Annotated in this window: 18 protein-coding genes and 1 tRNA gene; 7 read left to right on the top strand and 12 right to left on the bottom strand. The window is 62.9% G+C overall.

Annotated elements, in window-relative coordinates; all coding sequences use genetic code 11:
* Positions 1 to 49 precede the first annotated feature (49 nt).
* The 5 genes from JNC62_RS13565 to chvE form a co-directional block, all read right to left on the bottom strand.
* Positions 50 to 1483, bottom strand: coding sequence for an aldehyde dehydrogenase family protein (locus JNC62_RS13565; protein ID WP_374839541.1), 1434 nt, complete (start codon positions 1481 to 1483; stop codon positions 50 to 52).
* A gap of 55 nt (positions 1484 to 1538) precedes the next feature.
* Positions 1539 to 2534 (bottom strand): AraD1 family protein, encoded by a 996-nt coding sequence (gene araD1, locus JNC62_RS13560; protein ID WP_374839540.1) that lies wholly within the window; start codon positions 2532 to 2534, stop codon positions 1539 to 1541.
* A 127-nt stretch (positions 2535 to 2661) separates the two neighbouring features.
* A complete protein-coding gene (mmsB, locus tag JNC62_RS13555) occupies positions 2662 to 3870 on the bottom strand; it encodes a multiple monosaccharide ABC transporter permease (RefSeq protein ID WP_374839539.1) in 1209 nt (402 codons plus the stop codon).
* On the bottom strand, positions 3870 to 5405 hold the full coding sequence (gene mmsA / locus JNC62_RS13550; RefSeq protein WP_374839538.1) for a multiple monosaccharide ABC transporter ATP-binding protein: 1536 nt from the start codon (positions 5403 to 5405) through the stop codon (positions 3870 to 3872). Before mmsA ends, mmsB begins: the two co-directional genes overlap by 1 nt.
* Positions 5406 to 5518: 113 nt before the next feature.
* Positions 5519 to 6589: a multiple monosaccharide ABC transporter substrate-binding protein gene (gene chvE / locus JNC62_RS13545; protein ID WP_374839537.1), complete on the bottom strand. Its 1071-nt coding sequence runs from the start codon at positions 6587 to 6589 to the stop codon at positions 5519 to 5521.
* A gap of 269 nt (positions 6590 to 6858) precedes the next feature.
* Between chvE and JNC62_RS13540 the strand changes: the two genes are divergently transcribed.
* The gene (locus JNC62_RS13540; protein ID WP_374839594.1) at positions 6859 to 7866 is read left to right on the top strand and encodes a LysR family transcriptional regulator; all 1008 of its coding nucleotides are present in this window, start codon (positions 6859 to 6861) and stop codon (positions 7864 to 7866) included.
* Between the two features lie 9 nt (positions 7867 to 7875).
* Entirely contained in the window at positions 7876 to 8367 is a 492-nt protein-coding gene (locus JNC62_RS13535; RefSeq protein ID WP_374839536.1) for a hypothetical protein, read from the top strand.
* A 51-nt stretch (positions 8368 to 8418) separates the two neighbouring features.
* Here JNC62_RS13535 and JNC62_RS13530 read toward each other — a convergent pair whose 3' ends face one another.
* Positions 8419 to 8643, bottom strand: coding sequence for a hypothetical protein (locus tag JNC62_RS13530; protein WP_374839535.1), 225 nt, complete (start codon positions 8641 to 8643; stop codon positions 8419 to 8421).
* A gap of 270 nt (positions 8644 to 8913) precedes the next feature.
* Between JNC62_RS13530 and iolG the strand changes: the two genes are divergently transcribed.
* Entirely contained in the window at positions 8914 to 9906 is a 993-nt protein-coding gene (gene iolG, locus JNC62_RS13525; protein ID WP_374839534.1) for an inositol 2-dehydrogenase, read from the top strand.
* A 335-nt stretch (positions 9907 to 10241) separates the two neighbouring features.
* Positions 10242 to 10318: transfer RNA gene (locus tag JNC62_RS13520), tRNA-Arg, on the top strand.
* Here JNC62_RS13520 and JNC62_RS13515 read toward each other — a convergent pair.
* The 5 genes from JNC62_RS13515 to JNC62_RS13495 all read right to left on the bottom strand — a co-directional run bounded on the left by JNC62_RS13515 (position 10289) and on the right by JNC62_RS13495 (position 13226).
* Positions 10289 to 11938, bottom strand: coding sequence for a recombinase family protein (locus tag JNC62_RS13515; RefSeq protein ID WP_374839533.1), 1650 nt, complete (start codon positions 11936 to 11938; stop codon positions 10289 to 10291). The two genes, JNC62_RS13520 and JNC62_RS13515, sit on opposite strands and share 30 nt — an antisense overlap.
* Entirely contained in the window at positions 11935 to 12213 is a 279-nt protein-coding gene (locus JNC62_RS13510; protein ID WP_374839532.1) for a hypothetical protein, read from the bottom strand. Before JNC62_RS13510 ends, JNC62_RS13515 begins: the two co-directional genes overlap by 4 nt.
* A 51-nt stretch (positions 12214 to 12264) precedes the next feature.
* Positions 12265 to 12546, bottom strand: a complete 282-nt coding sequence (locus JNC62_RS13505; protein WP_374839531.1) for a hypothetical protein — start codon at positions 12544 to 12546, stop codon at positions 12265 to 12267.
* 130 nt (positions 12547 to 12676) lie between these two features.
* On the bottom strand, positions 12677 to 12898 hold the full coding sequence (locus tag JNC62_RS13500) for a hypothetical protein (RefSeq protein ID WP_374839530.1): 222 nt from the start codon (positions 12896 to 12898) through the stop codon (positions 12677 to 12679).
* A gap of 133 nt (positions 12899 to 13031) precedes the next feature.
* On the bottom strand, positions 13032 to 13226 hold the full coding sequence (locus JNC62_RS13495; protein WP_374839529.1) for a hypothetical protein: 195 nt from the start codon (positions 13224 to 13226) through the stop codon (positions 13032 to 13034).
* 309 nt (positions 13227 to 13535) lie between these two features.
* Between JNC62_RS13495 and JNC62_RS13490 the strand changes: the two genes are divergently transcribed.
* The 3 genes from JNC62_RS13490 to JNC62_RS13480 are packed head-to-tail and all read left to right on the top strand — an operon-like array spanning position 13536 to position 15299.
* The gene (locus JNC62_RS13490) at positions 13536 to 13778 is read left to right on the top strand and encodes a hypothetical protein (protein ID WP_369986444.1); all 243 of its coding nucleotides are present in this window, start codon (positions 13536 to 13538) and stop codon (positions 13776 to 13778) included.
* A gap of 39 nt (positions 13779 to 13817) precedes the next feature.
* Entirely contained in the window at positions 13818 to 14060 is a 243-nt protein-coding gene (locus JNC62_RS13485) for a hypothetical protein (RefSeq protein ID WP_369986443.1), read from the top strand.
* Between the two features lie 57 nt (positions 14061 to 14117).
* The gene (locus JNC62_RS13480; protein WP_374839528.1) at positions 14118 to 15299 is read left to right on the top strand and encodes a tyrosine-type recombinase/integrase; all 1182 of its coding nucleotides are present in this window, start codon (positions 14118 to 14120) and stop codon (positions 15297 to 15299) included.
* Between the two features lie 250 nt (positions 15300 to 15549).
* Here the strand turns inward: JNC62_RS13480 and JNC62_RS13475 are convergent, their stop codons facing one another.
* Positions 15550 to 15837 carry a hypothetical protein gene (locus tag JNC62_RS13475; RefSeq protein ID WP_374839527.1) on the bottom strand — a complete coding sequence of 96 codons (288 nt, stop codon included), beginning with the start codon at positions 15835 to 15837 and terminating at the stop codon, positions 15550 to 15552.
* Positions 15838 to 15944 lie beyond the last annotated feature (107 nt).

Here is a 15944-nt window from a genome sequence, read left to right as displayed (position 1 = left end):
TTCCTGTCGTCCTTGCGTAAGACGCCCCGGCCAATGCCGGCGCACTTGGTCAGGCCAGCGTGTAGGCGGTCTTGACCGTGGTATAGAATTCGTTGGCGTATCGGCCCTGCTCGCGCGGGCCGTGGGAGGAGCCCTTGCGACCGCCGAAGGGAACGTGGAAGTCGACGCCGGCGGTCGGCAGGTTGACCATCACCATGCCCGCCTCCGAATTGCGCTTGAAATGGGTGGCGTGCTTCAGGCTGGTGGTGGCGATGCCGGAGGAGAGCCCGAACGGCGTGTCATTGGCGAGCGCCAGCGCCTCGTCGTAATCCCGCACACGGATTACGGAGGCGACCGGCCCGAAGATTTCTTCGCGGCTGATGCGCATGTCGTTCGTGGCGTCCGTGAACAGCGCCGGCTGCAGATAGAAGCCCGGATTGTCGCGCTTGAGGAGATCGCCGCCATAGGCGAGTGTCGCCCCTTCCTGCTTGCCGATCTCGATGTAGTCGGTGTCCTGCTTCAGTTGCGACGCGTCGACCACAGGGCCGATATGGGTGCCGGCCTTCAGCGCGTCGTCGACGACGAGGTTTTTCAGCTTCTCGGTGAGCGCCGCGACGAACCGATCGTGGATGCCCTCAGTCACGATCAGCCGCGACGACGCGGTGCAGCGCTGGCCGGTCGAGAAGAAGCCGGAATTGGCGGCGGCCTCGACGGCGACGGTGAGATCGGCGTCGTCGAGCACGACGAACGGGTTCTTGCCGCCCATCTCCAGCTGGAACTTGCGGTTATGCTCGATGGAGGCTGCGGCGACCCGCTTGCCGGTTACCGTCGAGCCGGTGAAGGTGATCGCCTGCACATCTGGGCTGTCGAGCATCGCCTGTCCAACGACCGAGCCCTTGCCCATTACGAGGTTGAGGACGCCCTTCGGCAGTCCGGCGCGGTGGAGGATGTCGACGATCGCCCAGGCGCAGCCCGGCACCAGCTCGGCCGGCTTGAAGACGACGGTGTTGCCGTAACAGAGCGCCGGGGCGATCTTCCAGGCGGGAATGGCGATCGGAAAATTCCACGGCGTGATGATACCGACAACGCCGACCGGCTCGCGGGTGATCTCGACGCCAATGTTCGGGCGGACCGACGGCAGCACCTCGCCGGCAAGGCGCAGGGTTTCGCCGGCGAAAAACTCGAAGATTTGCCCGGCGCGCACGGTTTCGCCGATCGCCTCGGGCAGCGTCTTGCCTTCCTCGCGGGCGAGCAGCGTACCGAGCTCGTCCTTGCGGGCGATGATCTCGTCGGCGGTCTTCTTCAGGATCGCGTGGCGTTCGAGAATACCGGAGCGTGACCAGGCCGGAAAGGCGGCCTTGGCGGCGGCGATCGCCGCCCTTGCGTCCTCGGCCGAAGCGCGCGCATAGTCGCCGACCACGTCGTTGGTGTTCGACGGGTTGATGTTCTTCACCGCGTCCGTGCCGACCCATTCGCCGGCGATCAGGTTCTGGTGGATGGTCATGGGCATGCCTCCTGTCATCGGAGCGGGTCGACACGAAAGCGCCGGCCCCACCTGATTACAATTGACGAATTTCGACCTCGTCTTCCCTGGCAATTGCCAGGGGGTTGCGCAGCGGCAAGCCGAAGCCATCGGCGCCGATCTCGAACACGTCGCCCTCCTGGGTACGGATGCCATCACCGAAGGACAGCGTCGCCGTGCCGAACATATGAACATGCACCTCGCCGGGCTGGCGGAACAGCGCGTATTTGAAATGGTGGTATTCGAGGTTGGCGAACGTATGCGACATGTTCGCCTCGCCGGAGAGGAACGGCTTCTCCCACAGCACCTTGCCGTCACGCAGGATACGCGAGAAGCCGCGAATGTCGTCCGGTGCTTCGCCGATCCGGATCTCCGGGCCGAAGCTCGCCTGCCGCAGCTTCGAGTGGGCGAGCCAGAGATAGTTCACCCGCTCGGTGACGTGGTCGGAGAACTCGTTGGCCACGGCAAAGCCGAGGCGGAACGGGGTGCCCTTCGAAGAGATGACGTAGATGCCGGCGATTTCCGGCTCCTCGCCGCCGTCTTCGGCGAAGGCGGGCGACGTCAGCGCTGCGCCCGGCGCGACCGCCTGCGTCCCGTTGCCCTTATAGAACCATTCCGGCTGGACGCCCCTCTCGCCCGGCTTCGGCTTGCCGCCCTCCAGCCCCATGCGGAACATCTTCATCGAGTCGGTCAGCGTCTCCTCGGCCGCCTCACCTACCTTCTTGTGCATCGCATCGCGCGTGGCCGCCGAACCGAGATGGGTCAGCCCGGTGCCGGTCAGGTGCAGGTGCGCCGGATCGGGGTGGGTGATCGGCGATAGCAGCCGGCCCTCGGCATAGGCCCTTTCAAGGTCGACGGCATCGCCCAGGCCATGGGCTTCGATCACGTCCTTGAGGCTTTTGCCGGCATCTGCGGCTTCCATCGCCAGCGAATGGAGGCTCGCGGCGCCCTTCATCGCCTGACCGCTCTGCCCCTCTTCGCGCACGACGACGGTGATCGAGCCGTCGGCATTCTTCAACTGTGATACCAGCATGCTTCGCTTCCTTGCATTTCCCGAGGCACCGGCAACACGCCGCCAGGGACGCGGTTCAGGCCGCGCCGTCCGACCGCCGCGCGGCCCCGTCCTTAGATGGCTTGTCCTGCTGTCCGGCCGAAGCCGATCAGCCCTTGTTCTTGTTGTAGACGTCGAAGAACACGGCAGCGAGCAGTACCAGCCCCTTGATCAGTTGCTGGTAGTCGATGCCAATGCCCATGATCGACATGCCATTGTTCATCACGCCCATGATGAAGGCACCAATTACGGCACCGGTGATCTTGCCGACGCCACCGGAGGCCGAGGCACCGCCGATGAAGCAGGCCGCGATCACGTCGAGCTCGAAGCCGACGCCCGCCTTCGGGGTGGCCGAATTCAGGCGCGCGGTGATGATCATGCCGGCAAGGGCTGCGAGCACGCCCATGTTGGCGAAGGTGTAGAAGGTCAGCCGTTCGGTGTTGATGCCCGAGAGCTTGGCCGCCTTCTCGTTGCCGCCCATGGCGTAGATTCGCCGGCCGATCGTCGAGCGGGTGGTGAGGAACGAGTAGAGTGCAATCAGCACGCCCATGACGATCAGCACGTTCGGCAATCCGCGATAGGTGGACAGCTGGAAGCCGATGAACAGCGCCACGACGGCGATGACCGCCATCTGGATCGCAAAGAAGACGAAGGGCTCGTTCTCCGTCCCATGCATCTCGTTGATCCGGCGGTTGCGGAAGCCGGACCAGATCGCCAGTCCGACGAGGACCAGAACCGCCACGAGCGCAACCATGTTCTTGATCGTCTCCGGTGCCGGATTGAGGAAATACAAAAAGTCGGGCACGAAGCCGGTCGATAGAATCTGGAATTCCTTCGGGAACGGACCGATCGGCCGGCCGCCGAGCACCACATAGGTCATGCCGCGGAAGACGAGCATGCCGGCGAGGGTGACGATGAAGGCCGGGATCTTCTGATAGGCCACCCAATAGCCTTGCGCAGCCCCCATGATGCCGCCGACGATGAGACAGGCAGGGACGACGACAATCGCCGGCAAGCCCCATTTCACCAGCATGATCGCCGATATCGCGCCGATGAAGGCGACGATCGAGCCCACCGAAAGGTCGATGTGCCCGGCCACGATGATCAGCAGCATCCCCAACGCCATGATGACGATGAAGGAGTTCTGCAGCACGAGGTTGGTGATGTTGACGGGGCGGAACAGCACGCCGTTCGTGACGATCTGGAAGAACACCATGATGACGACGAGCGCGACGAGAAGGCCGTATTCGCGGATATTGTTCCTGAGATAGTCCCCGATGGACGGTTTGACGGTTTGAGCGCTGGTATCGGCGACCATTAGTGTTTCCCCCCGGAGCGCATGATGGCGCGCATGATCGATTCCTGGCTTGCTTCCTCCCTGGAAAGCTCGGCGACGATGCGTCCTTCATTCATGACATAGATGCGGTCGCAGGTCCCGAGCAGTTCCGGCATCTCCGACGAGATCATCAGGATGCCTTTGCCCTCGGCTGCAAGCTGGTTGATGATGGTGTAGATTTCGAACTTGGCGCCGACGTCGATGCCGCGGGTCGGCTCGTCGAGGATCAGCACCTCGGGATTGGTGAACAGCCACTTCGACAGCACGACCTTCTGCTGGTTGCCGCCGGAAAGGTTGACCGCTTCCTGGTAGATCGAGTGCGACCGGATGCGCAGCTTCGAACGGTAGTCGGTGGCGACCTTCGCTTCCCTGTGGTCGTCGATGATGCCGTTCTTCGAAACCGCCTCGAGGTTCGACAGCGTCGTGTTCTGCTTGATGGTGTTGATCAGTACAAGGCCGAGATGCTTGCGGTCCTCGGTGACATAGGCGAGGCCCGCGTCGATCGCCTTCGGGATCGTGCCGACATCGACCGGCTTGCCGCGCATTTTCACTTCGCCGGTGATCCTGTGGCCCCAGGACTTGCCGAAGATGCTCATCGCCGTCTCGGTGCGGCCGGCGCCCATCAGCCCGGCGATGCCGACGACCTCGCCGGCGCGGACGGTGAAGCTGACATCGTGCAGAAACTGCCGGTCGCGGTGCTGCTGGTGGAAGACGTTCCAGTTCTTCACTTCCAGCAGCGTCTCGCCGATCTTCGGCTCGCGTGATGGATAGCGGTCCTCCATGTCGCGCCCGACCATGCCCTTGATGATCCGGTCCTCGCTGATGTCCTCCTTGTGACAGTCCAGCGTCTCCACCGTGCCGCCGTCGCGCAGGATGGTGATCTTGTCGGCGACCTTTCTGATCTCGTTCAGCTTGTGCGAGATGATGATCGAGGTCATGCCCTGGTTGCGGAACTCCATGAGCAGCTTCAGAAGCGCGTCGGAGTCCTTTTCGTTGAGCGAGGCGGTCGGCTCGTCGAGGATCAGGAGCCGCACCTTTTTCGACAGCGCCTTGGCAATCTCCACGAGCTGCTGCTTGCCGACGCCAATATCGGTAATGAGGGTTGCAGGCGACTCGCTGAGGCCCACCTTGTTCAGAAGTTCCTTCGTGCGGGCGAAGGTCTGCGGCCAATGGATCACGCCGTTTTTGGCGATCTCGTTGCCGAGAAAGATGTTCTCGGCAATCGACAGGAGCGGCACAAGGGCCAGTTCCTGGTGGATGATGATGATGCCGAGCTCTTCGCTGTCGGAGATCGTCGAAAAGCGGCGCGGCTTGCCGTCGTAATGGATCTCGCCGTCATAGGTACCGGCGGGATAGACGCCGCTCAGGACCTTCATCAGGGTCGATTTTCCGGCCCCGTTCTCACCGACGAGCGCGTGAATCTCCCCTTCTCGGACCTTGAAGCTGACGTTGTCGAGCGCCCGGACGCCCGGAAACGTCTTGGTGATGCTCCGCATTTCGAGAATGATGTTGTCCATGTCCAAGCATTCCGCGGCAGTCTTCGAGCGATGGATCACGACTGCCGAGACTACAGTCTTCCCCGTCGAGAAAAAAGGTCCGCAACGGATCGCGGACCCTGCTCGTTGCGCGATCAGTTGTTGATCTGATCTTCCGTGTAGTAGCCGGAACCGACCAGGATGTCCTTGACATTGGACTTGTCGGCAGCAACCGGCTTCAGCAGGTAGGAGGGAACGACCTTGACGCCGTTGTCATAGGTCTTGGTATCGTTCACTTCCGGCTCCTTGCCGTCCATGAGGGCATTGACCATGCCGACGGTGACCTTGGCCAGTTCGCGCGTGTCCTTGAAGACCGTGGAGAACTGTTCGTCGGCGAGGATCGACTTGACCGACGGCAGCTCCGCGTCCTGGCCGGTGACGACCGGCATCGGCATGTCGCCGGAACCGTAGCCGACGCCCTTCAGGGCGGAGAGAATACCGATGGAGAGGCCGTCATAGGGCGAAAGCACGCCGTTGACCTGCGCGTCGGTGTAGGTCGAGGACAGCAGGTTTTCCATGCGGGCCTGGGCGACCGCACCGTCCCAGCGCAACGTGCCGACCTGGTCCATGCCCTGCTGGCCGGACTTGATGACGATGTCGCCGCTGTCGATGAGCGGCTGCAGAACCGACATCGCGCCGTCGTAGAAGAAGAAGGCGTTGTTGTCGTCGGGAGATCCGCCGAAGAGCTCGACGTTCCAAGGCTTCACATCGCCGAACTTCGCCTTCAGGCCGTCAACCAGGCTGGTCGCCTGCAGGACACCGACCTGGAAATTGTCGAACGTCGCGTAGTAGTCGACATTGGCCGAATCGCGGATCAGGCGGTCGTAGGCGATGACCTTGACGCCGGCGTCATGCGCCTTGGCCAGGATGTCGGAAAGGGTGGTGCCGTCGATGGCGCCGATCACGAGCACCTTGGCGCCCTTGGTGACCATGTTCTCGATCTGGGCGAGCTGGTTCGGAATGTCGTCGTCGGCGAACTGCAGGTCCGGCTCGTAGCCGGCTTCCTTGAACAGCTTCTCCATCGTCTCGCCGTCGGAAATCCAGCGGGTCGACGTCTTGGTCGGCATGGAGATGCCGACGGTGCCCTTGTCCTGGGCAAGCGCAGGCACGGCGAAGGACGCCACGCTGATGGCAGCCGCGGTGAGAAGCGAGGTGATCAATTTCATTGGCAAATCTCTCCCTTGTTTTGCCAGGCCCGCCCCATGGTTCGGACCGCAATCAGTGCTTCGTTGCCCGCTGCTGCAGACGACGGTCTCCAACGGAGGAAAAGGATCCAAAAACCCTCTTGCCCCCCACACTCCCTCGGGCACGAGCGCACCTGCCGGCAAAATCCACCGAATTGCCATAACTGTCAAATATAATAAACTTTTGTTAACATACCAATGTTGATATAAACAAAGCCAATGGTATTATTTTTACAAAGAGGCTCGCGTTGCTGCACGACATCGACACCCCATTGCCGGAAAAGCCGAGCGAGGAACAATTCGGGCTCGGCCTGCTGCGCTCCGGCCTGAAACTCAACCATCTGCGGATGATCGTCGCGATCGACGACCACAGGCAGATCAGCGCCGCCGCCGCGGCCCTCAACATTTCCCAGCCCGCCGCCTCGCGGATGCTGACGGAAATGGAGGGGATCCTTAAGGCCCAGCTGTGCGAGCGCGCCTCGCGCGGCGTGGAACTGACGCAATTCGGACGGGCCTTTGCCCGGCGTGCAAGGAGCATCCTGCTCGAACTGCACGAGGTCGACCGGGAGATCACCGCGCTGAAATCAGGCGCCGGCGGCACCGTCTTCCTCGGCACCGTGACCGCACCGGCGATCAGCCTTGCGGTGCCGGCGGTCCAGCAGGTCAGCGCCGCCTATCCGGGGATCGAGGTCAATGTCCGCATCGAAACGAGCAACGTGCTGGCGCGCGAACTGCTGTCGGCCAAGCATGACTTCATCATCGCCCGAGTGCCCGACGATCTCGATCCGCGCCTCTTCAACGTCCAGGAGATCGGCATCGAGAAGGCCTGCCTGATCGCGCGCCGCGGCCATCCGCTGCTGGAAAAGCCGGTCGTGTCACTTTCGGACCTGCCGGCCTACGACTGGGTGTTCCAGCCGCCCGGCACGCTTCTGCGCCGCCGCGTGGAGGAGCTGTTCATCGCCGCAGGCGTCCCGCTGCCGACGACGGTGGTCAACACCGCCTCGCTGCTGCTGACCGTTGCGCTTGTCTGCTCCTCCAACGCCGTCGCGCCGATCGCCCGCGACATGGCCGAATTCGTCACGCAAAAGGGTGGCGGTCCCGGCGAGGTGCGCATCCTGGACACCGACTTCGACATCGACATCAAGCCCTACAGCCTGATCGCCGTGAAGGGTCGGGCGCTGCCGCCAAGCGCGAAGCTGTTCTATGATCTGATTCTGCAGCGCGCCCGGATGCTCTTCCCCGACCGTGCGCAGGCCTGAGGAGGACCCGTGTTCGGCAGAAGCGTCTTTGAAACCGTGCTGGAACGCCTGAAGGCGGAGGCGCAGGAAGCCGAGGCGGCGGCAGATGGCAAGGCGAGCCTTGCCCCGACGGCCGTCGCCCCCTCTACGCCCTTCGTCTTCGCAGCCGGCTCTGCCTATACCTCGGCAAACCATGCCGCTGCCGCTGCCGCCTATAGGACCGTCTTCGACGACAGCGGTCAGGAAATGGTGGCACCGCAACCTTTTGTCCCGCCTCGCCCGCCGCCACACCTGCTGCGCACCGCGCCGGAAGACGTTGCCGCCGATCTCGGGCTGACCGGCCGGGAGACACGCGCCGAGCTCGTCGCGCTGCGCCGAGCGTTCGCCCGCGACAACCACCCCGACTGCGTTCCGGCCGAATTGAGGGCGAACGCGACGCGCCGAATGACCATCGCCAACATGCTGCTCGACGAAACGCTGCGACGGTTGCAGGCGGAGGAAGCAATCGGCCTTGAACGCTGAAGCCGGCTCCCGGAAAGGGAAAACCGGCGGCGCGGACAAGCGCGCGAAGGTCTACTTTTGACCGTCTTCCTCCGGTGCCCTCTCGGCAGGATCGGCGGGCTTGTAGAACAGCAGAAGCTGCGCAAATGCATAGGCGGTCATGACGAGAAAGATCAGACCCCACATCTGCTGGCCGTTGTGGTATTCGACCGCCGTCCAGCCAGCGCACAGCCCGACCAGCAGCAACCTGACCCAGAGCGGGCGATAGAACGGGTGGGCGGGGTCGATGAACTTCACGGGGTGCCTCCGGCTTCTGTGCGTCACATTTTTAGGGCGTTTCGTGCGGAAAGCAAACCGCACGGCCGTGGCAGGAAACGCTTGACGGGTCGGCCATCGGATGGAATAAAAATTCCAAATGTAATCGCATTCGGTTCACGCGTTCCGCACATTTGGCGTGCGTCGACCGAGTAGCGGCTCCAACTCCGCGACCAAACGCGGGCGCGACCGGGGTAGCGCGTTCTCGGCCCCTCACCCGGCACGGACGACCGGCCAAAAGAGGGTATGGACATGACTGTGAGATTTGGGCTTCTCGGCGCAGGCCGTATCGGCAAGGTTCACGCCAGGGCGGTGACCGGCAACCCCGACGCGCTCCTGATCGCGGTCGCAGACGCCTTGCCGGCCGCGGCCGCAGCAATCGCCGGCCAATATGGCTGCCAGGTGCGCACGATCGAGGAGATCGAGGCGGCCAGGGACATCGACGCGGTCGTCATCTGCACGCCGACGGATACGCATGCCGACCTGATCGAACGATTCGCGCGTGCCGGAAAGGCGGTCTTCTGTGAAAAGCCGATCGACCTTGACGTCGATCGCGTCCGCGCCTGCATCAAGGTGGTGACCGGGACCAGGGGCAAGCTGATGGTTGGCTTCAACCGGCGCTTCGATCCGCATTTCATGGCCGTGCGCAAGGCGATCGACGAGGGGCGGATCGGCGCGGTCGAGATGGTGACGATCACCTCCCGCGACCCCGGCGCGCCGCCGGTCGACTATATCAAGCGCTCCGGCGGCATTTTCCGCGACATGACGATCCACGACTTCGACATGGCGCGCTTCCTGCTGGGTGAGGAACCGGTCTCCGTTTGCGCCACCGCCGCCGTGCTGGTGGACCAGGCGATCGGCGCGGCCGGCGACTACGACAGCGTCTCGGTGATCCTGCAGACGGCGTCCGGCAAGCAGGCGATCATCTCCAATTCGCGCCGCGCGACCTACGGCTATGACCAGCGCATCGAAGTGCACGGCTCGAAGGGCATGGTCTGCGCCGAGAACCAGCGGCCGGTGTCGATCGAGCTGGCCAATGCCGACGGCTATACTCGCCCGCCGCTGCACGACTTCTTCATGACCCGCTACACCGAGGCCTATGCCAACGAGATCAAAAGCTTCATCGCCGCCGTCGAATCGGGCGCGCCGCTCTCGCCCTCCGGCGCCGACGGGTTGGCGGCCCTGGAAATCGCCGACGCCGCGCTCAGATCCGTCCAGGAAAAGCGGCAGATCGCGATCGGCTGAGGCAGCACGCCCCAGCACTGCCGGGGCGCCCGACCATGGCAACAACTTGACAGGCCCCCTTCGAAAAAGAGGCGCCCTGGCCCCTGGCGCCGCGACGCCGGAGGCTCACGCCCAATCGATCCGCGGGAGCCCGATCGCCCAACGCGCAGGCTCGACGGGCGGCGACAGCCGGCTGACGGCCGCGATGGACGCCGCCGCGGGCGCCGCCGTCTGACCGGGCTCATCATGCCGACCGTTGATTGTCGAGGGATTTGCGAATTTTCACGATTGATGCCCGGCCATTCCTGGGTTAAGAACCCCACATCGGACGGGGCGAGTCATCGCCCCTGCGGCAGGCACCCGTAGCTCAGCTGGATAGAGTGTTGGATTCCGATTCCAAAGGTCACAGGTTCGAATCCTGTCGGGTGCGCCATTTACGAACAAAACTGGGCACTCCGGCCGCAGTTGCTCCGCTTCCCATAACCAAGCGTTCCAGAACGGTTTTCCGGCCGTGGATGCGGATTTCCGTGTCGTCGACTTCGACATTGTCGATCATGGCGCGCAGATAGGCGCGGCGGAACGGGACCGGGCCGTCACAGATGTTGGCGCGCATGGTTTCGGTGAAAGCCTGAATCTTCTCCTGCGTGATCCGTGCCTCCGGGCGCATTTCGGTGAGCGCCCGGTCGAGTGTCGCCTGGGCGATGTCGCGCTCGGTGCGCAACATTTCAATCCGGTCTTTGAGAGTAGGGTCGGCGGGGTCGGCGATGCCGGTCTCGATGGCCTGATAGAGGCGGCTGAGCCGGCCCTCGGCTTCGAGCAGTTTGGTCCGCAGCGCCGCCACCCGTTCGGCATGGTCGCTTTTGCGGGCCGCCTGCCGCTCCAGCAGGGCTTCCAGAAGGGTGTGGACCCTTGAGGGTGTCAGCAGGTCGGCAGCGAGCCTTTCCGTAACGATGCTGTCGAGTCGGTCCATCGGGATCGCGCGGCCCTTGCAGGCGCTCTTGCCCTTCTGCGCGCAGGTGGCGCAGGCATAGTAGCGATAGCGCCCTGACTTGCCGGTGCGCAGGGTCATGCCGCCGCCGCAGCTGGCGCAGGTGGCAAGGCCGGTCAGCAGGATCGGCCCGGTCACGGTGCGCGGCGGTGTCACCTTCGGGTTGCGGGTCTTCAGCATCTTTTGCAGCCGGTCGAAGGTCGCCGGGTCGATGATCGGGTCGACCGGCACGGCGACCTGTTCGTCCGCCGGCTTCTGCTCTTTCGTCTTCCAGGCTTTCTGGTTGAAGCGATACTCGCCCTTGTAGACCGTGCTGGTGATGAGCTTGTGCAGCGGCCCGATGCCCCAGCGCGCGCCGCGGCGGGTGCGATGGCCGTGTTCGTTCAGCCATGCGGCGACCGCCTTCACGCCCATCGGGCCGGACGTGCCGTCGCCCTCGATGAACAGCCGGAAGATCAGCCGCACGGTCTCGGCCTCGACCGGGTCGATCGCGAGCTTCTTCTTGGTCTTCGCCCCGCGCTGACCGGCGGCCACGATGGCATAGCCGTAGGGGGCCGCCGCGCCGTTCCAGAAGCCCTGCCGGGCGTTTTCCTGCATCGCGCGCAGGACGTGCTTGGCGTTTTCCTTGGACTGGTACTCGTCGAACAGCGCGAAGACCTGCCGCACCATCACGCTCATCGGGTCGTCACCCAAATCCTGCGCGATGCTGACAAGGCGGATGCCGTGCTTGCGCAGGCGGCGCACATGATATTCGAGCGCGAAGTGATCGCGGGCGAAGCGGCTGAAGCTATGGACGACGACGGCATCGAAGGGTGAGCCGCCCGCCGTGGCGATATCGAGCAGGCGCTGGAGCTGCGGCCGGTTGTCATCCGTGCCGGACAGGCCCGCATCGACAAACTCCGCCGCCACCTCCCAGCCGCGCGTCGCGCAGAACGCCGTCATCTGCCGCCGCTGGTCGGGGATCGACAGGTCGCTTTCCGCCTGCCGCCCGGTGGACACGCGCATATAGAGCGCAGCGCGCAGCGGCGCTGCATTGGTTGACGATGGTGCACTATGCCGTGTCATGACCGTATTTCCGTATCGATACAGTCTTCATCCTGTATGGCAGGCCTTTGCGGCTGTTTCGAGTCTGGTTTAAGCTTGCCGTCGTCGAAAAGGCGCGCGAGCGCCGGCATCAGGAAGGCTTCGAGAACGGCCAGTTCTTCGTCACTGACCGGATAATCTCCGCCCAGCGTGCTGGTGACGCGCATATCCGCGGACGCATGCGGGTGCGCGCCCGATGCGGCAATGGCCGCATCGGCACGCAAAGCCCGGCGATCGCTGGACATATGCCCGCGCATCTCATCGTCCTCGGTATTAGTGGGAAGCCGGCAGCCCAGCCGCCGGCCGGTTCAGTTGTCGTTCGCCGCGCCGCGATGACGGTGCGGATGGCGCTCCAGGCCGCGTTCGCGGCTGATCGCGCCCAGCCCGTCGCAATAGGCCTCCCAGGCGCGTTCGTACGCTTCGGGCGAATGCGCCGCCGCCGTCAGCCCGAGCACCAGGCTCACAGCGTCGTACATGGCGTTAATGCGGGTGCTGGTAGCGCGCTCGTTGCGGGCGCGCAGGTAGTTCCGCGCCCAGCGTACAAATTCCGCCGGCACGGCACCGGAGCGCTCCTGTCGATGACCGTCCATATTCGCCTCCTGTCTCATGAGACGAATATGCGGTCGGCGACGGGCGGGTTTTCACGGGGAAAGCGCGTGGAAATGCGCGGCGTCATAATGAAGAAGGCCCGCATCCTGAGATGCGGGCCTTCGGTTACGCTCAATATTCCGGCTCTTCGTCGTCCGGGCCGAGTGGTCCGCCGCCCGGATCGCAGCGGTCGCCCCGCTGACGATGAATGAAACAGGCCTGATCCCAGACCTGATTGAAGAACATGGCAAAGTGCCAGCGGATATTCTCTTCCGTGGCAGGCAGGCCCATCCGCGCCAGAAGCGCACGGGCTTGTGCCACCTGGCAGGGCGGCACGGTGACCTCGATGGTCATCATTTCCCGATGGTGAGAACACTGCATCCCGATCTCCTTTCCTCTGAAAAGAAGATAGCGGTGCTCCGGCGGGCCAATCCTCGCCGAAACCCCGCGAAACCGGCCCGGCGGCAACCGGGCCGGTAGGCCGGCATTAGAACCGTGGCGCGGGCGCCTGCTGCCGCAGGCTGATCATCCGGCTGACGGCATCGAGGCTCGCGACCGCGTGACGGTGCGCCTCCGTGCCCGGTTGCGCCTGGGCCAGTGCAAGCTGCACCTGACGGTACAGGACATGCAGTTCGGCCAGGGATTTGTGGCTGAGTTCGCTGACAGTGATGATGCGGGACATCGCATTCTCCTTCTTCTCGGAGGCCCCGACCATCAGGGCCTCAACGGCCCCGGTCACACACATCATCGACGGATGAGGTCCCTGTGGTCGGGCGGAGAGAAGTAGCGGGAAGAAGAAGGCGCGCAGCGTCGCGGCGGCGACGGGCGCGGATCACGGCCGTTGCATGCGTGGCGACAGGCGCAGCACGCGCAAAGCCCAGCGTTTGTGCGGGTTTGAGGGTTTCAAAAAATTTGATTGGAGCGCGGAGGCCGCGATATAATTTAAGAATATTGAGAGTGATTTCTAATGACGATTATTTTGAGTGTTTGGATGCAGATAAGAATACTCGGCGAGATGAGCCTCGCCGAACTGCGTCAGGCGCTCTTCGAAACCCTCCATGAAATCGAGGATGAGTACAGGCTGCGCCATTCGTTCGGTGCGGTCCTGTTCATCAATCCGACTGACGGGCTCGGCGAGAAAATCGTCGCGCGCAACAAGCTTGGCCGTCGCGTGGAGAAAGTGACGAAGAAAGGCGCCTATCGCTCCGCCGCCGACGAGTACGATCCGCGGTAGCGACAAGACGCAGGGGAGACAGGAGAAAAGGGGGCGCGGATGCAAATGCCGCCGCATTATATCGGCCTTGAACAGGCGCGGCAGGTGCTGGCCGAAATGGGGGTCGAACTGACCCCGCGCCAGATGAAGCGGGCCGCCGACAAGGATGCCGCCGGGCGCCGCAAGCTTCCCTTCTTCGTCGATCCCATCGAAGGAACCCTGAAGATCGAGCGCGGCACGCTGGTGAATATCTACCGGCAGCTGCAAATAGACGCGGAGAATCAATACAGAAATAAGGATTGACTTATAAGTTCACTTTTTGTTCTATATTGCAGATATAACAAAAAAAATTGTTTCATTATGGCAGACATCAGAAAGAGAAAAGGGCGATCCGGCGTTGGCTGGCAGGTCCGGTACAAAGAGCCGGTGTCAGGGCATATCCGCTATAAATCTTTCGCGCGGCGCATGGACGCCGACGCCTTTGTGGCGACGCTCGGTCATCATGATTTCCTCCATGATCGCGATACGGTCACTGTTTCCGAAGCGGCCAGCCGTTGGCTGGATGTGTGCGAGAATACAGGCCGCAAGGGTCGCGAGCCCGTAGAAGGTTCGACGCTGAGAAAGTACCGTGAGCACGTCGAGATCATCGCGGCCAAGATCGGCAATGTCCGCCTGAACCAGTTGACGCCGGTCATGTGCGATGAGTTTCGTGACAATCTCCTGCGGGATTTTTCGCGCAAGTACGCAAAGAAAATACTGACTTCCTTCAAGTCGATACTGGCGCAAGCCCGGACTGATGGGCGGCTTCGGAGTGACCCCGCAGAGAGCACGGCCATTCTGATCTCGCAGCGTCACGAAAAGAAGGAAGATATGGCGATCCCCAGCCTCGCAGAGGTGCGGGCCTTGTTGGCTAAGGCGCATGAGTTGAGAAAAAGCGCCAATCGGCAAACAGAGAAAGCCTGGGCGCGATACGAACCGTTTTTTCTTGTTTTGGCTTACTCCGGCATGCGTCCTTGCGAAGTGATCGGCCTGCCCTGGAGGGACGTGAACTTCGAGAAGCGTACGATCACTGTTTCGCAGGATGCCACGGAGACGCGGGAGATCGGACTGCCGAAGTCAGCATCCTCCTACCGGACCATTCATATGCCGGACCTCGTCATCGATGCTCTGCGGGCCTGGAAAGCCCACTGCCCGCACAGCGAGTTTGATCTGGTCTTCCCGACCGGAACCGGCATGGTCGAGAGCCACGGCAACATCACCAATCGCGGCTGGTACGTGTTGCAGCGCGCCTGTGGGATCGTCGATTCCGCGGGGCGGCCGCGCTATCCGCTCAAGTCGTTGCGGCACGTGCGCGCATCCCTGGAAATTCATAGCGGCGCGACACCGAAAGAAGTACAGGCGCTGATGGGGCATTCTTCCGTCAAGATAACCTTCGACGTCTACGGCCATTTGTTCTCGGATCACACGCATTTGCGAGCCGAAAGAGCCAACATAATTGCCGCTCAACTTTCTGCGTGTGGCGAATTTGTGGCAAGCGCTTAGCAGTATCTTTGTATATCAATCGCTTAATCGACGTTTTTCGGGGATTGAAAATCCCCGTGTCGGCGGTTCGATTCCGTCCCTGGGCACCACTTTAAAATCAAGCAGTTAGCGGCAGATTTCGTTTTCATAACCGCCAAAAACGCGCCACATCCCGCCACTTTCAGAATCCGCTGTAGCCCGCAGAAAACCTCGATTGTCCGAGGCGATCTTTTTCTGCGTGTGGCGAGTTTGTGGCAAGTCCCTTCGTTCGTTATGGCCTTTTCCGTCTGCGGCCCGAGACCCCGGCCTGGGCCTTGATGGCGTCCAGCACGCTGTCATCCAGCTCGCCCCTGATGATCCGCAGGGCGGTGATGACGGTCTCCTCCATATCGGCGGTGAATGAACTCCGCCCGACGACGTTTTCCAGCAGCCAGGCGGCGAGGTCCGCATCGAGGCTGATCGTGACGTAGTGCTGGGGCCGCAGGTAGCCGCCGGCGACGGCGGGGGTCTTCGCCCTCTGGCGCGGGTTCAGCGCCTTCCATTGCTCATAGCTCATCATCTGCCTGCTCCTTCCCTGCGCGGTCCCGTGCCGCGGATCGTTTTGCATCCTGCCTTTGCCGCTCCTTCAGGCGCGGTGGTCCTCAAGGATCGACGCGAGTCCTGGCC

Source organism: Mycoplana ramosa, assembly GCF_041930185.1.
In the GTDB taxonomy this organism is placed as follows: Bacteria; Pseudomonadota; Alphaproteobacteria; order Rhizobiales; family Rhizobiaceae; genus Mycoplana; species Mycoplana ramosa.
Note: the sequence above shows the minus strand (reverse complement) of the source record. Positions and strands in the feature narration are given on the sequence as shown.

Coding starts and splice junctions, on each gene's coding strand:
- JNC62_RS13565 (WP_374839541.1), bottom strand. CDS start 1,483: ATGACCATCCACCAGAACCTGATCGCCGGCGAATGGGTCGGCACGGAC.
- araD1 (WP_374839540.1), bottom strand. CDS start 2,534: ATGCTGGTATCACAGTTGAAGAATGCCGACGGCTCGATCACCGTCGTC.
- mmsB (WP_374839539.1), bottom strand. CDS start 3,870: ATGGTCGCCGATACCAGCGCTCAAACCGTCAAACCGTCCATCGGGGAC.
- mmsA (WP_374839538.1), bottom strand. CDS start 5,405: ATGGACAACATCATTCTCGAAATGCGGAGCATCACCAAGACGTTTCCG.
- chvE (WP_374839537.1), bottom strand. CDS start 6,589: ATGAAATTGATCACCTCGCTTCTCACCGCGGCTGCCATCAGCGTGGCG.
- iolG (WP_374839534.1), top strand. CDS start 8,914: ATGACTGTGAGATTTGGGCTTCTCGGCGCAGGCCGTATCGGCAAGGTT.
- JNC62_RS13515 (WP_374839533.1), bottom strand. CDS start 11,938: ATGACACGGCATAGTGCACCATCGTCAACCAATGCAGCGCCGCTGCGC.
- JNC62_RS13510 (WP_374839532.1), bottom strand. CDS start 12,213: ATGCGCGGGCATATGTCCAGCGATCGCCGGGCTTTGCGTGCCGATGCG.
- JNC62_RS13505 (WP_374839531.1), bottom strand. CDS start 12,546: ATGGACGGTCATCGACAGGAGCGCTCCGGTGCCGTGCCGGCGGAATTT.
- JNC62_RS13500 (WP_374839530.1), bottom strand. CDS start 12,898: ATGACCATCGAGGTCACCGTGCCGCCCTGCCAGGTGGCACAAGCCCGT.
- JNC62_RS13495 (WP_374839529.1), bottom strand. CDS start 13,226: ATGTCCCGCATCATCACTGTCAGCGAACTCAGCCACAAATCCCTGGCC.
- JNC62_RS13490 (WP_369986444.1), top strand. CDS start 13,536: ATGCAGATAAGAATACTCGGCGAGATGAGCCTCGCCGAACTGCGTCAG.
- JNC62_RS13485 (WP_369986443.1), top strand. CDS start 13,818: ATGCAAATGCCGCCGCATTATATCGGCCTTGAACAGGCGCGGCAGGTG.
- JNC62_RS13480 (WP_374839528.1), top strand. CDS start 14,118: ATGGCAGACATCAGAAAGAGAAAAGGGCGATCCGGCGTTGGCTGGCAG.
- JNC62_RS13475 (WP_374839527.1), bottom strand. CDS start 15,837: ATGATGAGCTATGAGCAATGGAAGGCGCTGAACCCGCGCCAGAGGGCG.